The 19,257-nt window shown below is 66.7% G+C and carries 15 protein-coding genes; 6 read left to right on the top strand and 9 right to left on the bottom strand.

Annotated elements, in window-relative coordinates:
- The first annotated feature begins 108 nt into the window (after nt 1–108).
- The 3 genes from AzCIB_RS20405 (at nt 109) to AzCIB_RS20415 (ending at nt 3,567) form a co-directional block, all read left to right on the top strand.
- Nucleotides 109–2,220 (top strand): PAS-domain containing protein, encoded by a 2,112-nt coding sequence (locus AzCIB_RS20405; RefSeq protein WP_502685641.1) that lies wholly within the window; start codon nt 109–111, stop codon nt 2,218–2,220.
- Complete coding sequence (locus AzCIB_RS20410; protein ID WP_050417574.1) at nt 2,217–2,969, top strand: response regulator transcription factor; 753 nt, start codon at nt 2,217–2,219, stop codon at nt 2,967–2,969. The genes AzCIB_RS20405 and AzCIB_RS20410 overlap by 4 nt, the downstream gene beginning before the upstream one ends.
- Before the next feature lie 121 nt (nt 2,970–3,090).
- Complete coding sequence (locus tag AzCIB_RS20415) at nt 3,091–3,567, top strand: VOC family protein (protein WP_050417575.1); 477 nt, start codon at nt 3,091–3,093, stop codon at nt 3,565–3,567.
- A gap of 8 nt (nt 3,568–3,575) precedes the next feature.
- On the opposite strand, the gene ypfJ is transcribed toward AzCIB_RS20415, so the two are convergent.
- The 8 genes from ypfJ to scpA form a co-directional block, all read right to left on the bottom strand.
- The gene (gene ypfJ / locus AzCIB_RS20420; protein WP_050417576.1) at nt 3,576–4,448 is read right to left on the bottom strand and encodes a KPN_02809 family neutral zinc metallopeptidase; all 873 of its coding nucleotides are present in this window, start codon (nt 4,446–4,448) and stop codon (nt 3,576–3,578) included.
- Nucleotides 4,449–4,502: 54 nt separating this feature from the next.
- On the bottom strand, nt 4,503–5,663 hold the full coding sequence (locus tag AzCIB_RS20425; RefSeq protein WP_050417577.1) for a S1C family serine protease: 1,161 nt from the start codon (nt 5,661–5,663) through the stop codon (nt 4,503–4,505).
- A gap of 40 nt (nt 5,664–5,703) precedes the next feature.
- The gene (locus tag AzCIB_RS24495) at nt 5,704–5,859 is read right to left on the bottom strand and encodes a hypothetical protein (RefSeq protein WP_198149571.1); all 156 of its coding nucleotides are present in this window, start codon (nt 5,857–5,859) and stop codon (nt 5,704–5,706) included.
- Nucleotides 5,860–5,943: 84 nt separating this feature from the next.
- Nucleotides 5,944–6,780 carry a M48 family metalloprotease gene (locus AzCIB_RS20430; RefSeq protein ID WP_232299278.1) on the bottom strand — a complete coding sequence of 279 codons (837 nt, stop codon included), beginning with the start codon at nt 6,778–6,780 and terminating at the stop codon, nt 5,944–5,946.
- Nucleotides 6,781–6,931: 151 nt separating this feature from the next.
- Nucleotides 6,932–8,923, bottom strand: a complete 1,992-nt coding sequence (accC, locus tag AzCIB_RS20435) for an acetyl-CoA carboxylase biotin carboxylase subunit (RefSeq protein ID WP_050417578.1) — start codon at nt 8,921–8,923, stop codon at nt 6,932–6,934.
- Between the two features lie 22 nt (nt 8,924–8,945).
- Nucleotides 8,946–10,478, bottom strand: a complete 1,533-nt coding sequence (locus AzCIB_RS20440; RefSeq protein ID WP_050417579.1) for an acyl-CoA carboxylase subunit beta — start codon at nt 10,476–10,478, stop codon at nt 8,946–8,948.
- Between the two features lie 179 nt (nt 10,479–10,657).
- On the bottom strand, nt 10,658–11,677 hold the full coding sequence (gene meaB / locus AzCIB_RS20445) for a methylmalonyl Co-A mutase-associated GTPase MeaB (RefSeq protein ID WP_050418486.1): 1,020 nt from the start codon (nt 11,675–11,677) through the stop codon (nt 10,658–10,660).
- Between the two features lie 127 nt (nt 11,678–11,804).
- Nucleotides 11,805–13,964 (bottom strand): methylmalonyl-CoA mutase, encoded by a 2,160-nt coding sequence (gene scpA, locus AzCIB_RS20450; RefSeq protein ID WP_050417580.1) that lies wholly within the window; start codon nt 13,962–13,964, stop codon nt 11,805–11,807.
- A gap of 340 nt (nt 13,965–14,304) precedes the next feature.
- Here scpA and AzCIB_RS20455 point away from each other — a divergent pair, with 340 nt between their 5' ends.
- Nucleotides 14,305–14,976, top strand: a complete 672-nt coding sequence (locus AzCIB_RS20455; protein WP_050417581.1) for a GntR family transcriptional regulator — start codon at nt 14,305–14,307, stop codon at nt 14,974–14,976.
- 214 nt (nt 14,977–15,190) lie between these two features.
- Here the strand turns inward: AzCIB_RS20455 and fumC are convergent, their stop codons facing one another.
- Nucleotides 15,191–16,591, bottom strand: a complete 1,401-nt coding sequence (gene fumC, locus AzCIB_RS20460) for a class II fumarate hydratase (RefSeq protein ID WP_050417582.1) — start codon at nt 16,589–16,591, stop codon at nt 15,191–15,193.
- A gap of 202 nt (nt 16,592–16,793) precedes the next feature.
- Between fumC and AzCIB_RS20465 the strand changes: the two genes are divergently transcribed.
- Nucleotides 16,794–18,497, top strand: a complete 1,704-nt coding sequence (locus AzCIB_RS20465) for a sensor histidine kinase (protein ID WP_050417583.1) — start codon at nt 16,794–16,796, stop codon at nt 18,495–18,497.
- 13 nt (nt 18,498–18,510) lie between these two features.
- Nucleotides 18,511–19,191: a response regulator transcription factor gene (locus tag AzCIB_RS20470; RefSeq protein WP_050417584.1), complete on the top strand. Its 681-nt coding sequence runs from the start codon at nt 18,511–18,513 to the stop codon at nt 19,189–19,191.
- Nucleotides 19,192–19,257: the final 66 nt, after the last annotated feature.

Below are 19,257 nucleotides of genomic sequence, written 5' to 3' on the forward strand. Positions count from 1 at the left end.
CCCCGGGCGGTGGTGGAGGGATTCGCTGCGCTGCTCCCGCCCTACGATTCGGCCTGCGGCGGCGACCTGCTCTAGAATGGTGCAGACTCCGCCGAGACACCCCGCCCGATGCTACGCAACGCCCCCTCGCCCGAGCCCTCCAGACCCGCTCCGCACCGCATGTCCTCGCACGAGCTGCGGCGCTACGACCTGCTGCTCGCCGGCCTCGACCTGCTCGACCAGGCCATCGCGGTGTTCGACGCGACACCGAAACTCGTCACCTGGAACAAGGCGATGCTGCGCCTGCTCGACTTTCCCGAGAGCATGGTGCGCGTCGGCACGCCCTTCGAGGAGTTCGTGCGCTTCAATGCCGAGCGCGGCGAATACGGCGAAGGCGAACTGGAGAAGCTGGTTTCCGAACGCATGGCGGCGGCGCGCGCCTTCCTGCCGCACTACGCCGAACGCAAACGCCCCAACGGCAAGATCCTCGCGATCCGCGGCGTGCCGATTCCCAACCTCGGCTTCGTCTCGCTATGGACCGACATCACCGAGCAGCGCCGTGCCGAGGAGGTGATCCACCAGCAGAACCTCGAACTGGAAGCCCGCGTCAGGGCGCGCACGCAGGAACTCGAGAACGCCAATGCCCGCCTCGCCCACGCCAACGCCGAGATCGACGAGATCGCCGGCGCGCTGCGCCACAGCGAGGAAAAACTCAAGACCATCATCGACTCGATCCCCGCGCTGATCGCCTACGTCGACCGCAACGAGGTGTACCAGTTCGCCAACCGCGGCTATGCGGAGTGGTTCGGGCTGAACAAGGAGGAGATCGTCGGGCGCACCATCGAAAGCGTGTTCGGCCCCGAGCTCTACCCGCTCGTCCGGCAACGGCTGGCGGTCGTGGACCGCGGCGAGCGCGTGAGCTACGAGTATTCGCGCAAGCTCGCCAACGGGCGCACCGTGCATGCGCGCAGCGTCATCGTCCCCGAGATGTCGGCGCAGGGGGAGGTGCAGGGCTACTTCGTGCTGTCTTCCGACATCACCGAGCAGAAGGCGAGCCAGGCCGCGCTGATCCAGGCGCAGAAGATGGAGGCCGTGGGTCAGCTCACCGGCGGCCTTGCGCACGACTTCAACAACCTGCTGACGATCATCATCGGCAATCTGTCGGCGCTGCAGGCGCAGGCGCCTGGCGCCAGCCTGAGCGAGCACCTCGACCCGGCGCTGCATGCCGCGCGCCGCGGCGCGGAACTCATCAAGCGCCTGCTCACCTTCTCGCGCGGCCAGGCGCTGGAGCCGCGCGCGGTCGAGGTCGGCGCGCTGGTGCAGGACATGGCGCAGCTGCTGGCGCGCTCGCTGACCGAGAACGTGCGCCTGCACACAAACCAGCCGGGCGCGCCGCTGCATGCCTTCGTCGACGCCCACCAGCTCGAGAACGCGCTGCTCAACCTCGCGCTCAACGCCCGCGATGCGATGCCCGACGGCGGCGACCTGACGATCGCGATCGGCGAGCGCCACCTCGACGAAGGGCCGGCCGCGCTGGCCGAGCTGCCGCCGGGCGATTACGTGCAGATCGACGTCACCGACACCGGCAGCGGCATCGATCCGGAACTGCTGCCGCGCCTCTTCGAACCCTTCTTCACGACCAAGCCCTTCGGGCGCGGCAGCGGACTCGGCCTGGCGATGGTGTATGGCTTCGTGCGCCAGTCCGGCGGCAACATCCGCATCCGCAGCACGCCGGGCAAGGGCACGACGGTCACCTTCGTGCTGCCGCGCGCGGACGCCCCCGCGCCGGCCGATGAGAACGTCACGCCCCTGGCCGTGCGAGCGGGTCGCAGCGTGTCCGGCCCGGTCCTGCTGGTCGAGGACGAACCCGAAGTGCGGCGTATCATCCGCCTGCAGCTCACCGCGCTGGGCCACACGGTGATCGAGGCGGCCGATGGGGTCGAAGCGTGGCTGCTGCTCGAAGCGGTGTCCGACATCGCGATCCTCGTCACCGACACCATCATGCCCGGCGGCATCGGCGGGCGCGAACTCGCGACGCGCACGCGCGCCTTGCGTCCCGACATGCCCATCCTCATGATTACCGGTTACGCGAGCGACAACGCCCTCGCCGGCACCGCCGAGCTCGACGTGCCCGTGCTGCGCAAGCCCTTCGAACAGGCTGCACTCGCCGCCGCGCTCGACGAGTTGCTCGAACACCCAGGAACCACAGCCATCCCGAGAGAGGAAGCCCCCGACCGATGACCGGACAAGAGACCTCGCAGCTTAAAGAGACCTCCTCGCCGCTGATCCTCGTGCTGGAAGACGAGCCCGACATCGCGCGCATCATCTGCAGCGCGCTGTCCGGCTACGGCTTCCGCAGCGAACACCTGCGCACCGGGCGCGACCTGCTCGCGCGTGCGCACCAGACCTCGCCCGACCTCGTGATCGTCGACCTCGGCCTGCCCGACATGGACGGCATGCAGGTCGTGCGCGAACTGCAGGACGGCAGCCCCTGCGCGGTGCTGATCCTCACCGGCCGCAACGACGTCACCGACCGCGTGCTGGGCCTCGAGCTCGGCGCCGACGACTACATCGTCAAGCCCTTCGAGCCGCGCGAACTGGTCGCCCGCGTGCGCTCAATCCTGCGCCGCTACGCACGCTCGGCCACGCCCGAGGCCGGCGCCGAGGCGCCCGCCGAACGCACCGTGGCCCGCTTCGGCGACTGGCGTTTCGACACCGGACGCCACTCGCTGGTGCACGCGGACGGCAGCGAAACCGCCCTGTCGTCGGCCGAAGCCGCCCTGCTCCTGACGCTGGTGCGCCGCCCGAACAAGATCCTCAGCCGCGAGCAACTGCTCGGCGAACGCGACGTCGACCCGTTCGACCGCAGCATCGACGTGCGCATTTCGCGCCTGCGCCGCAAGCTCGGCGACGACCCGCACAGCCCCAAAATGATCAAGACGGTCTACGGCGCGGGCTACCTGTTCGCGGCGCAGGTCGGCTGGGAGTGAGTCCGCTCGGCGCAGGCGCGCGATGATGTTCGCACGATTGTCCGCGCCCCTCTCGACGCCCACACGCAGACTCGCCATAATTATGAATTCTTAATCCAATCAGACTCGCGGAGAGAATTCCATGACGCAGCGCCCGTTCAAAATCCTCGGCATCCAGCAGATCGCCATCGGCGGCCCGAGCAAGGACAAGCTCAAGACCCTGTGGGTCGACATGCTCGGACTGGAAGTGACCGGCAACTTCGTGAGCGAGCGCGAGAACGTCGACGAGGACATCTGCGCGATGGGCAAGGGTCCGTTCAAGGTCGAGGTCGACCTGATGCAGCCGCTCGACCCGGAGAAGAAGCCGGCCGTGCATGCGACGCCGCTGAACCACGTCGGCCTGTGGGTGGACGACCTGCCGAAGGCGGTGGAATGGCTCTCCGCCAACGGCGTGCGCTTCGCCCCGGGCGGCATCCGCCGCGGCGCTGCGGGCTACGACATCACCTTCCTGCACCCGAAGGGCAACGACGAATTTCCGATCGGCGGCGAAGGCGTGCTGGTCGAACTGGTGCAGGCCCCGGCGGAAGTCGTCGAGGCGTTTGCGAAGCTGGCGGGCTGAGCTGAGGCCTACAGTCGCCCGACGCTGAAGGTATCGCAGGCCTTCAGCGTGCCCTTCTCCAGGCCGGTGCGGAACCAGCGCACGCGCTGCTGGGAGCTGCCGTGCGTGAAGCTGTCGGGCACCACCTGCCCCTGCGTCTGCTTCTGCAGGCGGTCGTCACCGATCGCGGTGGCGGCCCCCAGCGCTTCCTCTACGTCGCCCGCCTCCAGCACCTGGCGACTGCGATCGGCGTGATGCGCCCATACGCCCGCCAGACAGTCCGCCTGTAGCTCCACGCGCACCGACAGCTGGTTGCCTTCACGCTCCGACACGCGCTCGCGCGCCCGCTGCACCTTTTCCGAGATCCCCAGCAGGTTCTGCACGTGGTGGCCCACCTCATGCGCGATCACGTAGGCCTGCGCGAAGTCGCCGGGCGCGCCGAAGCGCTGCTGCAGTTCCGTGAAGAAGGACAGGTCGAGATAGACCTTCTGGTCCGCCGGGCAGTAAAACGGCCCCATCTCGGACTGGCCGACGCCGCAGGCGCTGCGCGTCGCCCCCGTGTACAGGACCATGCTCGGGTCGCGGTACTGCTTGCCCCCGGCGCTGAAGATCGGCCCCCAGGTGTCCTCGGTATCGGCCAGCACCATCGACGTGAAGCGTGCCAGCTCGTCCTCCGCGGCCGAACGGGGGGCTGCGGGGCGCGCCGATTCCGCCGCAGGCGGCTGCGTGATGCTCGCGGTGTCCAGCACCACGCTTGGGTCGATGCCGAAGTACATCGCCACCAGCGCCAGAATGATGGTGCCGACGCCGATGCTGCGGCCGCCGCCGAAACCACTTCTGCCGCCTCCCTCGCCCCGGCGATCCTCGATGTTGTCGCTCTCGCGGCCCTTGCGAAACAGCATGCGTCGCCCCCGTCTTTCAGTACCCCATGAGATTACATTATGGACCCGCGCACCTCAGTTGCCGGGCTGCAGCGTCACCGACAGGCTCACTTCCTTGCCCTCGCGCAGCACGCCGAGCTTCACGGTATCGCCCACGCGGTGGTCGTCGAGACGGGCGGTGAGCTTCGCCACGGAGCTGACCGCCTGGCCGTCCAGCGACACGATGATGTCGCCCGGGTAGAAACTGCCGTCGCGCTCCTGCCGGATGCCGCGCAGCCCGGCCTTGTCCGCCGCCGAACCGGGCATCACGCGCAGCACCACGACACCCTCGACCTCGAGCTCTTCGAGCAGGCGGACATTCACGTCCTCGTCGATCTGGATGCCCAGCACCGGTCGGACGTACAGGCCGTTCTTGATGAGCTGCGGCACGACACGCATCACCGTATCGACCGGAACCGCGAAGCCGATCCCGGCCGAGGCCCCCGAGGGGCTGTAGATCGCGGTATTGATGCCGATCAGCCGCCCGTTCGAATCCAGCAACGGGCCGCCCGAATTGCCGGGATTGATCGCCGCATCGGTCTGGATCAGGTGCTCGATCGTCGTTTCGCCGTCCTCGCCGGGCAAGGAGCGGTCCAGCGCGGACACGATACCGGTCGTCAGCGTCCAGTCGAGCCCGAAGGGGTTGCCGATCGCGAACACCTTCTGCCCCACCTTGAGGTCGCCGCTCGTGCCGACCGGCACCGGTGGCGGCCGCTTGAAACCCACGCCTATCCGCAACACCGCGATGTCGTGCGCCGGGCTCGCCCCGACCAGCGCGGCCTGGTAGTCGCGTCCGTCGGCAAGCTTCACGGTCGCCTGCGAGGCGCCCCGGATCACGTGGAAGTTCGTCACCACGTGACCGGCGTCATCCCAGATGAAGCCGGAGCCGGAGCCGCGCGGCACCTGCATCACGTTGCGCGTCCACGCATCGCGCACCAGCTGGGCCGTGGTAATGAAAACCACCGAATCACGCGCGTGCTCGAACAATTCGATGGTCGACTTCTCGTCCGCAGCCAAGTCGCCGCGCGGCGTGACGGTGCGCTCGGCCGCCTGCTTCGGACTGAACCAGTCCTCGATGAGCGGCTGCAGCCGCCACAACATCATCAGCGCGGCCACCGCGAGGGTCACGAGGAGCAGTCGCCGCAGGAAACGGTCGCGCACGGGCACGGAGTGGGGATCTCGGTAATCGGGTCTCATGTTCGCATCGACGAGGGGAGCGCTCGGGGTCTACCCGGGATCAGCAGTTCCCCTTCTTCGCCTGTCCCGGCGGACAGAAACCGCCACCCGAGCCTCCGGAGCGTCCCGGGTCGACCACGACCGAACCGGCCGGCGTATACACCGCACATGCGCCGACGAGCGACGCGAGCGCGATCAGGGCAAAGAACCGCTTCATATAACCTCCGCAAATTCAGGAATGCGGCCCAATCATAGCGCAGCCTCGGCCCGGCCTTGGGGCGCGGACTCGTTGCGGATGATTTCAGTCGGGTTCGCGCTCCGCCAGGGCGCGTGCCGCCGCGATGCGTTCGGCACTGTCCGGATGGGTGCCGAGGAAGGCGAAGCGCTCCGGCTGACCGCTGGTGGAGAGCTTCTCGAAGAAGCGCACCGCCCCGGCGGGATCGTAGCCCGCGCGCTGCATGTAGGCGATGCCGGCCTCGTCGGCGTCGCGCTCGTCCTCGCGGCTGTACCCATTCTCCGCCATATTGGAGGCGAGTTCGGCGAAGATCGGCGTCAGGGGGAAGCCCACCACCGTCAGGAGCACGCTCGCGATCGCCACCAGTCCGCCGGTTTCGTTGCGGCGCGACAGGCGCTGCTCCGAATGACGCAGGTTCAGGTGCGCCAGCTCGTGCCCGATCAACGCCGCCCACGCGGCCTCGTCCGCGCCGAGCAGTTCGACCATCCCGGCGTTGATCCCGATCACGCCGTCCTGGCCGGAGCGCATGGCGAAGGCGTTGGCGCTGGGGTCGTCGACCAACAAGTACTGCGGACGCGCACCCGGCGTCGCTGCCCCTACGCGCCGGGCCGCCGTCCAGGCTGCGCGCAAGGCCTGCGCATCGAACCAACGCACGGCGCCCGGCACCCGCACACCGACCCGCCGCCCTTCTGCAGCGCCGAGTTCCGCCAGCGGCCACGCCGTCGCGTGACCGTTGTGTCGCGGCACCTTGCTCCGCTGCGGCGGGTTCTCTGCCGGCGGATGCCCGGCCGGCGGCTGCATCGCACAGCCGCCCGCCAATGCCAACAGCAAAGCCAGCGCACACGTCCGACCCTGGGCAGCGACGGTCATCATCCGGACGGGAAAATCGATGCGCGAATACATTCTTTCAGCATACACAAAGAACATCGCTCGGGGGCAGCGCACCACCCCGGTCACTCCTTACGACGTGCCCAAAAAACGAAAGGGCCTGCTCGCGCAGGCCCTTTCGGCATTCCGGTTGGCGCCGCCGCAGAAGCGGCGGCAACCGTCCCGATCACTCGAACTCGATGATGACTTCGTCCACCGAGAGACTCGCACCCGGCTTCGCGACCAGCTTGCTGACCTTGCCGTCCTGCTCGGCCTTGAGCACGTTCTCCATCTTCATCGCCTCGATGATCGCGAGCTTCTCGCCCGCCTTCACCTCCTGCCCTTCGGCGACGCAGATGTCGCGCAGCAGGCCCGGCATCGGCGACAGCAGGAACTTGGACATGTCCGGCGGCAGCTTCTCCGGCATCATCGACAGCAGCTCGGCGGCACGCTCGGTCATCACGATCGGCTCGACCTGCAGGCCGAAGTGCGAGATGCGGTAGCGCAGGCCGCGACGCTCGATCTGCAGGCAGATCGGCGCGCCATTGACCGTACCTTCGAACAGCAGGTCACCAAAGGTCCAGTCGGAGACGATGCGGTAGGTCTTGTCGGCGTGGGTGATGTCGAAGCCGTCGGCCGAAGCCTGCACCGCCATCGGATACTGCTTGCCGCCCATTACGACCACCCAGTCGGTACCGACCTTGCGGCCGTGGCCGGCGAGCTGGCCGTCGATCTGCACTGCGCGGCCGATGTAGCGCAGGCGCGCGAAGGTCGCGACCGCTGCGAGCAGCGCGGGATCGTCGTGCGGCACCATCGACGCGTCGAAGCCCTGCGGGTACTCCTCGGCGATGAAGCCGGTATTGAAGTTGCCCGAGCAGAAGCGCGGGTGCTGCAGCAGCGCAGCCTGGAACGGGATGTTCGAGCTGATGCCGCGGATCACGAAGGCATTCAGCGCGTCGCGCATGCGCTCGATGGCCTGCTCGCGGTTCGCGCCGTGCACGATCAGCTTCGCGATCATCGAGTCGTAGTACATCGAGATCTCGCCGCCTTCATACACGCCGGTATCGACGCGCACCTGACCCGGAACCTCCTTCGGCGCCTGGAACTTCACCAGACGGCCGGTCGAGGGCAGGAAGCCGCGGAACGGGTCTTCGGCGTTGATGCGGCACTCCATCGACCAGCCGTTGATCTTGACATCGGCCTGGGCGATCGGGAGCTTCTCGCCATAGGCGACGCGGATCATCTGCTCGACCAGGTCGAGGCCGGTGATGAGTTCGGTGACCGGATGCTCCACCTGCAGGCGGGTGTTCATCTCGAGGAAGTAGAACTCCTTGGTCGCACCGCTCACCACGAACTCGACCGTGCCGGCCGATTCGTAGTTCACCGCGCGCGCCAGCGCCACCGCCTGCTCGCCCATCGCCTTGCGCATGGCGGGATCGACGAAGGGGCTCGGCGCCTCTTCGATGACCTTCTGGTGACGGCGCTGGATCGAGCAATCGCGCTCGTTCAGGTACACGTAGTTGCCGTGCGAGTCGCCCAGCACCTGGATCTCGATGTGACGCGGCTCGAGGACGTACTTCTCGATGAACACGCGGTCGTCGCCGAACGAATTCTTGGCTTCATTCACGCACGACGAGAAGCCCTCGAAGGCTTCCTGGTCGTTGTACGCGACGCGCAGGCCCTTGCCGCCACCGCCGGCCGACGCCTTGATCATCACGGGGTAGCCGATCTTCTTGGCGATCTCGACCGCCTCGGCCGGACCGGCGATCGCGTCGTTGTAGCCGGGGATGGTATTCACGCCGGCTTCGATCGCGAGCTTCTTCGACTCGATCTTGTCGCCCATCTTGGCGACCGAATAGTGCTTCGGCCCGATGAACTTGATGCCTTCCTCTTCCAGGCGGCGCGAGAACTCGGCGTTCTCCGACAGGAAGCCGTAGCCCGGATGGACCGCCTCGGCGCCGGTCTGCTTGCAGGCGTCGATGATCTTGTCCATGCGCAGGTAGGACTCTTTCGATGCCGCCGGCCCGATGCACACGGCCTCGTCGGCCATCTCGACGAAGAGCGCGTCCTTGTCGGCCTCGGAGTGCACGGCGACGGTGGCGATGCCCATCTTGCGGGCAGTCTTGATCACGCGGCAGGCGATTTCACCGCGGTTTGCAATCAGGATCTTCTTAAACATATTCCTCATTCTCCCTTGGCGATCAGAGCGGGATGTTGCCGTGCTTGCGCCACGGGTTTTCGAGTTCCTTGTTCTTCAGCATCGACAGCGACCGGCACACACGCTTGCGCGTCTCGTGCGGCATGATCACGTCGTCGATGAAGCCGCGCGAGCCGGCCACGAACGGGTTGGCGAAACGCGCCTTGTACTCGGCTTCGCGCTGGGCGAGCTTCGCCGGGTCGTCCTTCTCGCCGCGGAAGATGATCTCCACCGCGCCCTTCGGGCCCATCACCGCGATTTCCGCCGACGGCCACGCGAAGTTCACGTCGCCGCGCAGGTGCTTGGACGACATAACGTCATAGGCGCCACCGTAGGCCTTGCGCGTGATGAGCGTGACCTTCGGCACCGTGCATTCGGCGTAAGCGTAGAGCAGCTTGGCGCCGTGCTTGATGATGCCGCCGTATTCCTGGGTGGTGCCCGGCATGAAGCCCGGGACGTCGACCAGCGTCACGACCGGGATGTTGAACGCGTCGCAGAAGCGCACGAAGCGCGCCGCCTTGATCGAGCTCTTGATGTCGAGGCAGCCGGCCAGTACCAGCGGCTGGTTCGCGACGATACCGACCGGAGCGCCTTCCATGCGCGCGAAGCCGATGATGATGTTCTTGGCGTAGTCGGGCTGCAGCTCGAAGAAATCGCCATCATCGACCATCTTGATGATGACTTCCTTCATGTCATACGGCTGGTTCGGGTTCGTCGGCACCAGCGTGTCGAGCGAGAAGTCCAGGCGTTCGGCCGGATCGAGCGCCGGCACGGTCGGGGCCTTCTCGCGGTTGCTCGACGGGATGAAACCGATCAGGCGGCGCGTCATCATCAGCGCCTCGACGTCGTTCTCGAACGCGAGGTCGGCCACACCCGACTTGGTGTTGTGGGTCACCGCACCGCCCAGCTCCTCGGCGGTCACTTCCTCGTGCGTCACGGTCTTCACGACTTCCGGACCGGTCACGAACATGTACGACGAATCCTTCACCATGAAGATGAAGTCGGTCATCGCCGGGCTATACACCGCGCCGCCCGCGCAGGGGCCCATGATCAGCGAGATCTGCGGCACGACGCCCGAGGCCATCACGTTGCGCTGGAACACATCGGCGTAGCCGCCGAGCGAATCAACGCCTTCCTGGATCCGCGCGCCGCCCGAGTCGTTCAGCCCGATCACCGGCGCGCCGACCTTCATCGCGTGGTCCATGACCTTGCAGATCTTCTCGGCGTGGGTCTCGGACAGCGAGCCGCCGAACACCGTGAAGTCCTGCGAGAACACGAACACCAGGCGACCGTTGACGGTGCCGTAGCCGATCACCACGCCGTCACCCGGGGTGTGGTCCGCTTCCATGCCGAACTCGGTGCAGCGGTGCTCCTTGAACATGTCCCATTCTTCGAAGCTGCCTTCGTCGAGCAGCAGCTCGATGCGCTCGCGCGCGGTGAGCTTGCCCTTGGAATGCTGCGCGTCGATGCGCTTCTGCCCGCCGCCGAGACGCGCCTTGGCGCGCTTTTCGTCGAGCTGACGAATGATCTCTTGCATTGATGACCTCCTTGACTTGTTCTGCTGTCCCCGACCTTGTGCCGACCGGGCGTTCAACTTCGATTCTTGTTCATGCCACAAAACGTAGAACCGTAGGGCGGATGAGCCGAAGGCGTTATCCGCCGCATGCGGTGCCATCAGACATCCCCATACGGCGGAAGGCGCTTCGCTTTTCCGCCCTACCGGTAAGGCTTTTCCACATAACCGAGCAGACGCAGCGCGGCGGCGGAAGGCGTGGTCGTGCCCTCCTCCACCGCGCGGGCGAGCCCGGGCAATTCATGTTTCACCTGCGGATGGCCGCGGAAATGGCTGCGCAGCCCCGCGTCGATCAGGTCCCACATCCACGCCAGCGCCTGGTGGCGCCGCTTGGCCTCGAACTCGCCCGAGGCCTGCATCGCCTTGCGGTAGTCCGTCACCGCCGTCCAGAAGTCCGCGACGCCCTGCTTCTGCAATGCCGAAAGCGTCAGCACCGGCACCGTCCAGTTGGGGCTCGCCGGACGCAGCATATGCAACGCGGTCTTCATCTGCGACTTCGCCCGCATCGCCGCACCCGCGTCGATGTCAGCCTTGTTGATGACGATGAGATCGGCGATCTCCATGATGCCTTTCTTGATCGCCTGCAGGTCGTCGCCCGCGTTCGGCAACTGCAGCAGACAGAAGATGTCGCTCATGCCGGCGACCGCCGTCTCGCTCTGCCCGACGCCGACTGTCTCGACGATGATCACGTCGAAACCGGCGGCCTCGCACACCAGCATCGTCTCGCGCGTCTTCTCCGCGACGCCGCCGAGGCTCCCCGCCGAGGGGCTCGGGCGGATGAAGGCGGCGGGATTCTGCGACAGCAGCTCCATGCGCGTCTTGTCGCCGAGGATCGAGCCGCCCGTCAGCGACGACGACGGATCGACCGCCAGCACCGCGACGCGCAGGCCCTGTTCGATCAGGTACAGGCCGAGCGCCTCGATGAAGGTCGACTTACCCACGCCCGGCACGCCCGAGATACCGACCCGCATCGCCGCGCCGCCGGTGTGCGGCAGCAGCGCTTCGAGCACGTGGCGTGCGCGCGCCTTGTGATCCTCGCGCTGCGACTCGATCAGCGTGATGGTCTTGGCGAGCGGACGCAGCTGGCGCGCGAGCACGCCATCGACCAGCGCGCGGTCGGCGGCGTCGAGTTGCAGCAGGTGTTCGGGTTTGTTCATCGGCATCGATGCATTAATGCGACGGTTCACGTAGGGCGGGAGAAGCGAAGCGTATCCCGCCATTCCAGCGGTGGAAACGAGTTCGAACGCCGTGTGGCGGGATGCGTTGCACTCCTCCCGCCCTACATGAAGATCAAGCCTTGGAGGCGCGGATCTGCTTCAGCACTTCGCGCGCAGCCGCCGGAATCGGCGTGCCCGGCCCGAAGATGCCTTTTGCCCCGGCAGCATACAGCGCATCGTAGTCCTGCGCCGGGATCACGCCGCCGACGAAGACGACGATGTCGTCCGCGCCGAGCCGCTTCAGCTCGTTCACGATCTGCGGCACCAGCGTCTTGTGACCGGCGGCGAGGCTGGAGCAGCCCACCGCATGCACGTCGTTCTCGACGGCGTGGCGCGCGGCCTCTTCCGGCGTCTGGAAGAGCGGGCCGATGTCGATGTCGAAGCCGAGGTCGGCGAAGGCCGAGGCGACCACCTTCGCGCCACGGTCGTGGCCGTCCTGGCCGAGCTTGGCGATCATGATGCGCGGGCGGCGGCCCTCTTCGGCGACGAAGGCTTCGATGTCGGCCTTCAGTTCCTTCCAGTCGGCATCGTTTTCCACGACGGCTCCATACACGCCGGACACGGCTTGCGGGTTGGCACGGTAGCGGCCGAAGACCTTCTCCAGCGCGTCGGAGATCTCACCGACGGTCGCGCGCAGGCGCACGGCCTTCACCGACAGGTCGAGCAGGTTGCCTTCGCCCGTTTCGGCGGACTTCGTCAGCGCGTCCAGCGCGGCCTGCACGGCGGCGTTGTCGCGCGTCGCACGGATCTTGGTGAGGCGCGCAATCTGCGACTCGCGCACGGCGTGGTTGTCGATGTCGAGGATCTCGATCGGATCTTCCTTCGCCAGCTTGTACTTGTTCACGCCGACGATGACGTCCTTGCCCGAGTCGATGCGCGCCTGCTTGTCCGCCGCGCATTCCTCGACCTTCATCTTGGCCCAGCCCGACTCGACCGCCTTGGTCATGCCACCCATCGCCTCGATCTCCTCGATCAGCGACCAGGCCTTGTCCACCATGTCCTGGGTCAGTTTTTCCATCATGTAGGAGCCGGCCCACGGATCGACGACGTTACAGATGTGCGTCTCTTCCTGGATGATGATCTGGGTGTTGCGCGCGATCCGTGCCGAGAACTCGGTCGGCAGCGCGATCGCCTCGTCGAGCGCGTTGGTGTGCAGCGACTGGGTGCCGCCGAAGACCGCCGCCATCGCCTCGATCGTCGTGCGCACGACGTTGTTGTACGGGTCCTGCTCGGTGAGCGACCAGCCCGAAGTCTGCGAGTGCGTGCGCAGCATCATCGACTTCGCGCTCTTCGGGTTGAACTGCTTCATGATCCGCCACCACAGCAGACGCGCCGCGCGCATCTTGGCGATCTCGAGATAGAAGTTCATCCCGACCGCCCAGAAGAAGGACAGGCGGCCAGCGAAGGTGTCGACGTCCATGCCGCTGTTGATGCCGGTGCGCACATACTCCATGCCGTCGGCGAGCGTGAACGCGAGCTCGATCGCCTGGTTCGCACCCGCTTCCTGGATGTGGTAGCCGGAGATCGAGATCGAGTTGAACTTCGGCATGTGCTGCGCGGTGTACCCGAAGATGTCGGCGATGATCTTCATCGACGGCGTCGGCGGATAGATATAGGTGTTGCGGACCATGAACTCCTTGAGGATGTCGTTCTGGATGGTCCCGGACAGCTTGTCCTGCGAAACGCCCTGCTCTTCGGCGGCGACGATGTAACCCGCAAGGATCGGCAGCACGGCGCCGTTCATCGTCATCGAGACGGAAATCTTGTCGAGTGGGATCTCGTTGAAGAGGATCTTCATGTCCTCGACCGAGTCGATCGCCACGCCGGCCTTGCCGACGTCGCCGGTCACGCGCGGATGATCCGAGTCGTAGCCGCGGTGCGTCGCGAGGTCGAACGCGACCGACACGCCCTGACCGCCGGCGGCCAGCGCCTTGCGGTAGAAGGCGTTCGACGCTTCGGCGGTCGAGAAGCCGGCGTACTGGCGGATCGTCCACGGCTTCACCGCATACATCGTCGGCTGCGGGCCGCGCAGGAAGGGTTCGAAGCCGGGCAGCGTGTCGGTGTGCGACAGGTCGGCGGTATCGGCCTTCGTATACAGCGGCTTCACCGCGATGCCTTCGGGTGTCACCCAGTTGAGCTTCTCCACGTCGCCACCCGGCGCATGTTTCGCGGCAGCCTTGTTCCAGGCTTCCAGGTCCGACTGGGGATAAGCTGGCATCTTGTCGTTCGGCATGACAAACCCTCTCTGATTCCAATGACCGCGGCAGGCGGCGTTAGCGTTGTCTCGTACTGCTGTTTGAACGGCTGGCGGGCGACGACGAGACCGCCCGCAGTCCGAAGACTGCAGGCGGTCGCCGGCGCTCCCATGCATTCGGCGTAGTTCCCTCTCCCTCTCGTTGCGCACCGGACTTGACGTCCGCTTGCGCAAGCTCCCAATCCTACGCCGCACATGGGAAGTTGACTTGTACCGTCGCACGAATAATACTTTATCCATAATTATGAATGCAACTGTCGGCGAGCCGGAATTTCGACGACAATCCGGCTCGCAACATTTCCCGCATCGAACAGCACCCATGATCGCCACCCGCATCGCCCCGCTCGCGCTGTACCAGGAAGTCGCCGAGCGGCTGCGCCAGCTCATCTTCTCGCACGAACTGGCGCCCGGCACCTGGGTCGACGAGCAGGCGCTCGCCGACAACTACGGCATCTCGCGCACGCCCTTGCGCGAGGCGCTGAAGGTGCTCGCCTCCGAAGGGCTCGTCACACTGAAACCGCGCCGCGGGTGCTACGTCACCGAGATCTCCGAGCGCGATCTCGACGAGATCTTCGCCGTGATGGCCCTCCTCGAAGGCCAGTGCGCCCAGGCCACGGCGCAAAAGGCCACCGACGCGGACCTCGATCGCCTGCGTGCGATCCACGCCGAACTGGAAAAGGCCGCAGCGGCGGAAGACATCAACGGCTTCTTCGAATCGAACCAGGCCTTCCACCTCGCGCTGCAGGAAATCGCGGACAACCGCTGGCTGCAGCACGCGATCGAGGATCTGCGCCGCGTGATCAAGCTGTCGCGCCATCACTCGCTGTTCGGCGAAGGCCGCCTCGAGCAGTCGCTCGCCGAACACCGCGAGATCCTCGCCGCCCTCACGGCGCGCCGCGCGGACGACGCGGAACGGCTGATGCGCGCCCACATCGGCAGCGGACGCGCAGCCTTGGGGCGCATCGCCAAGGCACGCAACAAGGTCGCCTGAGGCACCGCGGGCAATACCGACCGTAGGGCGGGAGGAGCCGAAGGCGCATCCCGCCATGCAGCGGTTCAGACAACGCACATGAGGCGGAGCGCGCCTGCGACTCGTCCGCCCCGCAAAAAGACCGCCGCAGACCGTTCAATCGCCGGGCGGCGGGATACGCTGCGCTACTCCCGCCCTACGAAACGACTCACGGCTGGAACGCACACACGGCCCCTCACCCGCCCGGCCGCGTCATCGCCTCCGGATCCACCCACAGGTCGAACTCTTCCGCGCGCACATACCCGCTCGTCAGCGCCGCCTCGCGCAGTGACAGCCCCTCGTGGTGCGCCTTCTTCGCGATCTCCGCGGCGCGGTCGTAGCCGATGTGGCGATTGAGCGCCGTCACCAGCATCAAATTCTTCTCCAGGTTCTCGCGGATGCGCGGCAGATTGGGCCGCAGGCCGCGCGCGCAGTGCGCCTCGAAGGCATCGCAGGCGTCCGCCAGCAGCGCGATGCTCTCCAGCACGTTGTGCGCCATCACCGGCTTGTACACGTTGAGCTGGAAGTTGCCCTGCGTGCCCGCGAACGCGACGGCAGCGTCATTACCGAACACCTGCACGCACACCATCGTCAGCGCCTCGCACTGCGTCGGGTTCACCTTGCCCGGCATGATCGACGACCCCGGCTCGTTCTCCGGAATCAGCAGCTCGCCGATGCCGCAGCGCGGCCCGCTCGCCAGCCAGCGCACGTCGTTGGCCATCTTCATCAATCCGCCCGCCAGCGTGCGCAGCGCGGCCGAGGTCTGCACCAGCGCATCGTGTGCCGCCAGCGCGAAGAAGCGGTCCGGCGCGCTGCGGAACGGATGGCCGGTCAGCTGCGCGATCTGCGCCGCCGCGCAATCGCCGAAGCGCGGATGGGCATTGAGCCCGGTGCCAACGGCCGTACCGCCGATCGCCAGTTCGTAAAGCGCCGGCAGGCTCGCCGTCACCGCGCCGAGGCCGAAATCGATCTGCGCCACCCACGCGCCGATCTCCTGGCCGAGCGTCACCGGCGTCGCATCCTGCAGATGGGTGCGCCCGGTCTTGACGATCTCCTCGCTGCTCTTCGCTTTGTCCGCCAGCGTGTCGCGCAGGCGCCGCACGGCGGGCAGCAGGCGATCATGCAGTTCGCCGACGATCGCGATGTGCATTGCGGTCGGGAATGTGTCGTTCGAAGACTGACCGCGATTGACGTGGTCGTTCGGATGGATCGGCCGCTTCGAGCCGATCGTGCCGCCCGCCAGTTCGATCGCACGATTCGCAATCACCTCGTTGGCGTTCATGTTGGACTGCGTGCCTGAGCCGGTCTGGAACACGACCAGCGGGAAATGCTCATCCAGCTCGCCGGAGATGACCTCGTCGGCGGCACGACCGATCAGCTCGGCAAGCTCGGGCGCCAGTTCGCCCAATTCGGCATTCGCCTGCGCCGCAGCTTTCTTCAGGATTCCCAGCGCCCGGATCATCGCCCTCCCCCAGCGGAAGCGGTCGGTGCCGATCGGAAAATGCGCGAGCGAACGCTCGGTCTGGGCCCCCCAGTAGCGGTCCGCCGCGACCTCGACGGGGCCCATCGAATCGGTTTCGGTACGCGTCGCGTCCATGCTCGTCTCCCGGCCGCTCTTCGGCCACACAGTCTTTGACGTCGGCGCGGGGCCGTGATTCCCCGGTACGGCGTACGCACCGATTCCCGTGACTTTGTAACTTTATGCTGCACAGCCATGCCTATTACATTCAACGGCGGGTACAGGAGCCGTCGCTCCGCGAAGACGCCACAGGCGCGACCCCCGAGGGAGACACGACGCAATGCCTCGAACGGACGACAACAGGAACCTGCAGGCTGGCGCAGCACCAACGACCACGCGCGCGGGCAACAGCCCGGAGCTGCGGCGCGTGCTCGCGAACATCCGCGTGCTGGTCGCCATCGTCGCCGCGACCGAGGCGGTATCGCTGTCGGCCTCCACCCGCCCGACCATGATGCTCGCAGTGCTCGGCTACGCGGCCTGGGCGGGATGGCTATGCTGGGTCGAACTGCACGGCATGCGCCCGATCCGCTCCATGCTGACCTCCTGGGTCGACGCGACCTGGATCCTCCTGTTCGCGTGGCTGGCCGGCACGCAGAGCAGCCTCTACACGCTGCTCCTGCTTTTCCCGGTGCTCTTCGCCGCGCTGAGCTTCGGCTTCGTGCCCGGCCTCGTCATCTCGCTGTTCTCCGCTGCAGGGGCGGCCGGCGAACTCCTCCTGCGCGACATGAACATCGGCAGACTCTCGCCGGAAATCATCCTCCAGCCCTTGTCGATCCTGGTCCTGGGGCCGCTGGTCGCCGGCCTCGCGCGCGCCGGCGTGCAGATGAACGAGCAGATGTCCATCGCCGACCGCCTGCTCGGCGCCGCCGACCCGCGCCTCGGCGTCAAGCGCGTCGCCGAGACCCTGCTGCGGGCCGTCTCGCGGCACTTCTCGGCCGATCTCGGCCTGCTGCTGATCTGGCTCCCGGGCGGCGACGCGCGGCTGTTCCGCTGCGACCGCAACGGCCGGTTCGCCGAACTCGACGGCGAACTGCGCACTGCCCTCGTCGAAGCGCTGGTGCGCCTGCCCGCGGATGTCGTCAGCGTGCACCACCACGCCCACCTCCTCGGCCGCTTGCCGCTGCGTTACACCAGCGGCTTCGACCTGGTGAACAAAACGCCCACGAACGCGGCACGGGAGGCCGTTCAGGATCTCGCCGAAGCGCTCGATGCGCACTCAATGATCGCGATCCCCATCTGCCGCCGCGGCCCCCACCCCTGCCGCCTGGTGCTCGAATCCGCGCACCGCCGCTATCGCTCCCACGACGCCGACCTCCTCGCCGGCGTCATGGATCAGCTCGCCCCCGTGCTCGAGAACGCCGGCCTGCTGGAGCGCCTCGCCGACGAAGCAATGGCCACCGAGCGTGCTCGCATCGGCCGCGACCTCCACGACAACGCGATCCAGCCCTATCTCGGCCTCAAATACGGCATCGAAGCCCTCGCACGCAAGGCCGGCGCGGACAATCCGCTGCGCACGGACATCCTCGCCCTGCAGGAAGTCGCGCTCGACGAACTGCACACCCTGCGCGAGCTCGTGAGCGGCATGCGCAACGGCGCCTCCGGCGGTGACGACGCCCTCTGCCCCGCCTTGCAGCGACAGGCCAAGCGCTTCACCGAACTGTTCGGCATCGACGTGTCGGTGCAGTGCGAAGGCAACCTGTCGATCCGGCGCAAGCTCGCCGCCGCGATCTTCCCGATGGTCAGCGAGGCCCTCACCAACATCCGCCGCCACACTGCCGCCCCCCGTGCGGAGATCCTCGTCCGCGCGGACGACAATGACTACACCGTCGAGATCCGCAACCCGCACGACATCAACTCGCCTCCGGAACCCTTCGTACCCCGCTCTGTTGTCGAACGCGCAGATTCTGTAAGTGGATGTGTCGTAGTCGACATTCAACAGAACGGCATCACTGCTCTAATGATCTCGATCCCGAAAACAACCTGAGCGGCGACCGATCATGATTGAAGTCACCGAACGCCCAATCCGTGTTTTCCTCGTCGATGACCATCGCGCAACGCTGTGGGGCCTCGAACGCCTCGTCGGCGCGGCGCAACGCATGCAACTGGCCGGCAGCGCGACCAGCATCGCCGAACTCCTCGCATCCCCCGAAAGCCGCGAGGCCGACGTCATCGTCATCGACCTCGACCTCGGCGGCCACAATTCCAGCGACTCCTTCGCCGAGCTGCTCTCGACCTACGGCGCGAAGGTCCTCGTCCTCACCGGCGCCCGCGACCTCGATGCCCATCGCCGCGCGGTGATGGCCGGCGCCCGCGGCGTCGTGCGCAAGGAAGAACCCGTCGACGTCCTGCTGCGCGCGATCGAAAAAGTGCACGAAGGCGACGTGTGGGTGAACCGCGCGCTCATCGGCGACATCATGAACATGCTCACGGGCAACAAGAAAGCCGCCGCCCCCGACGACGCCCGCATCGCCAGCCTCACGCCGAAGGAAGTCGAAGTCGTCGGCGCCGTCGTGCGCCACAAGGGCGCGAAGAGCCTGGTCATCGCCGACGACATCGGCATCAGCGAACACACACTGCGCAACCACCTGACCGCCATCTACCACAAGCTGGAAGTGCATGGCCGGCTCGAGCTGTACCTGTACGCCAAGGAACGCGGCATCGGCAACGTCGCGCAATAGCCCGCCGCAGAAACCGCCCCCGCCTCCCTCCTATTAGCCCGGAAACTAAATACCGTTCGGGCTGAG

It is taken from the genome of Azoarcus sp. CIB (assembly GCF_001190925.1).
GTDB lineage: Bacteria > Pseudomonadota > Gammaproteobacteria > Burkholderiales > Rhodocyclaceae > Aromatoleum.

Bases quoted from the DNA above. Each gene is read 5' to 3' on its own strand.
- AzCIB_RS24495 (WP_198149571.1), bottom strand. From the start codon at position 5,859: ATGAAGCGGTTCTTTGCCCTGATCGCGCTCGCGTCGCTCGTCGGCGCA.
- AzCIB_RS20430 (WP_232299278.1), bottom strand. From the start codon at position 6,780: ATGTATTCGCGCATCGATTTTCCCGTCCGGATGATGACCGTCGCTGCC.
- meaB (WP_050418486.1), bottom strand. From the start codon at position 11,677: ATGCCGATGAACAAACCCGAACACCTGCTGCAACTCGACGCCGCCGAC.
- AzCIB_RS20440 (WP_050417579.1), bottom strand. From the start codon at position 10,478: ATGCAAGAGATCATTCGTCAGCTCGACGAAAAGCGCGCCAAGGCGCGT.
- AzCIB_RS20470 (WP_050417584.1), top strand. From the start codon at position 18,511: ATGATTGAAGTCACCGAACGCCCAATCCGTGTTTTCCTCGTCGATGAC.
- AzCIB_RS20415 (WP_050417575.1), top strand. From the start codon at position 3,091: ATGACGCAGCGCCCGTTCAAAATCCTCGGCATCCAGCAGATCGCCATC.
- AzCIB_RS20455 (WP_050417581.1), top strand. From the start codon at position 14,305: ATGATCGCCACCCGCATCGCCCCGCTCGCGCTGTACCAGGAAGTCGCC.
- AzCIB_RS20425 (WP_050417577.1), bottom strand. From the start codon at position 5,663: ATGAGACCCGATTACCGAGATCCCCACTCCGTGCCCGTGCGCGACCGT.
- ypfJ (WP_050417576.1), bottom strand. From the start codon at position 4,448: ATGCTGTTTCGCAAGGGCCGCGAGAGCGACAACATCGAGGATCGCCGG.
- fumC (WP_050417582.1), bottom strand. From the start codon at position 16,591: ATGGACGCGACGCGTACCGAAACCGATTCGATGGGCCCCGTCGAGGTC.
- scpA (WP_050417580.1), bottom strand. From the start codon at position 13,964: ATGCCGAACGACAAGATGCCAGCTTATCCCCAGTCGGACCTGGAAGCC.
- AzCIB_RS20465 (WP_050417583.1), top strand. From the start codon at position 16,794: ATGCCTCGAACGGACGACAACAGGAACCTGCAGGCTGGCGCAGCACCA.
- accC (WP_050417578.1), bottom strand. From the start codon at position 8,923: ATGTTTAAGAAGATCCTGATTGCAAACCGCGGTGAAATCGCCTGCCGC.
- AzCIB_RS20410 (WP_050417574.1), top strand. From the start codon at position 2,217: ATGACCGGACAAGAGACCTCGCAGCTTAAAGAGACCTCCTCGCCGCTG.
- AzCIB_RS20405 (WP_502685641.1), top strand. From the start codon at position 109: ATGCTACGCAACGCCCCCTCGCCCGAGCCCTCCAGACCCGCTCCGCAC.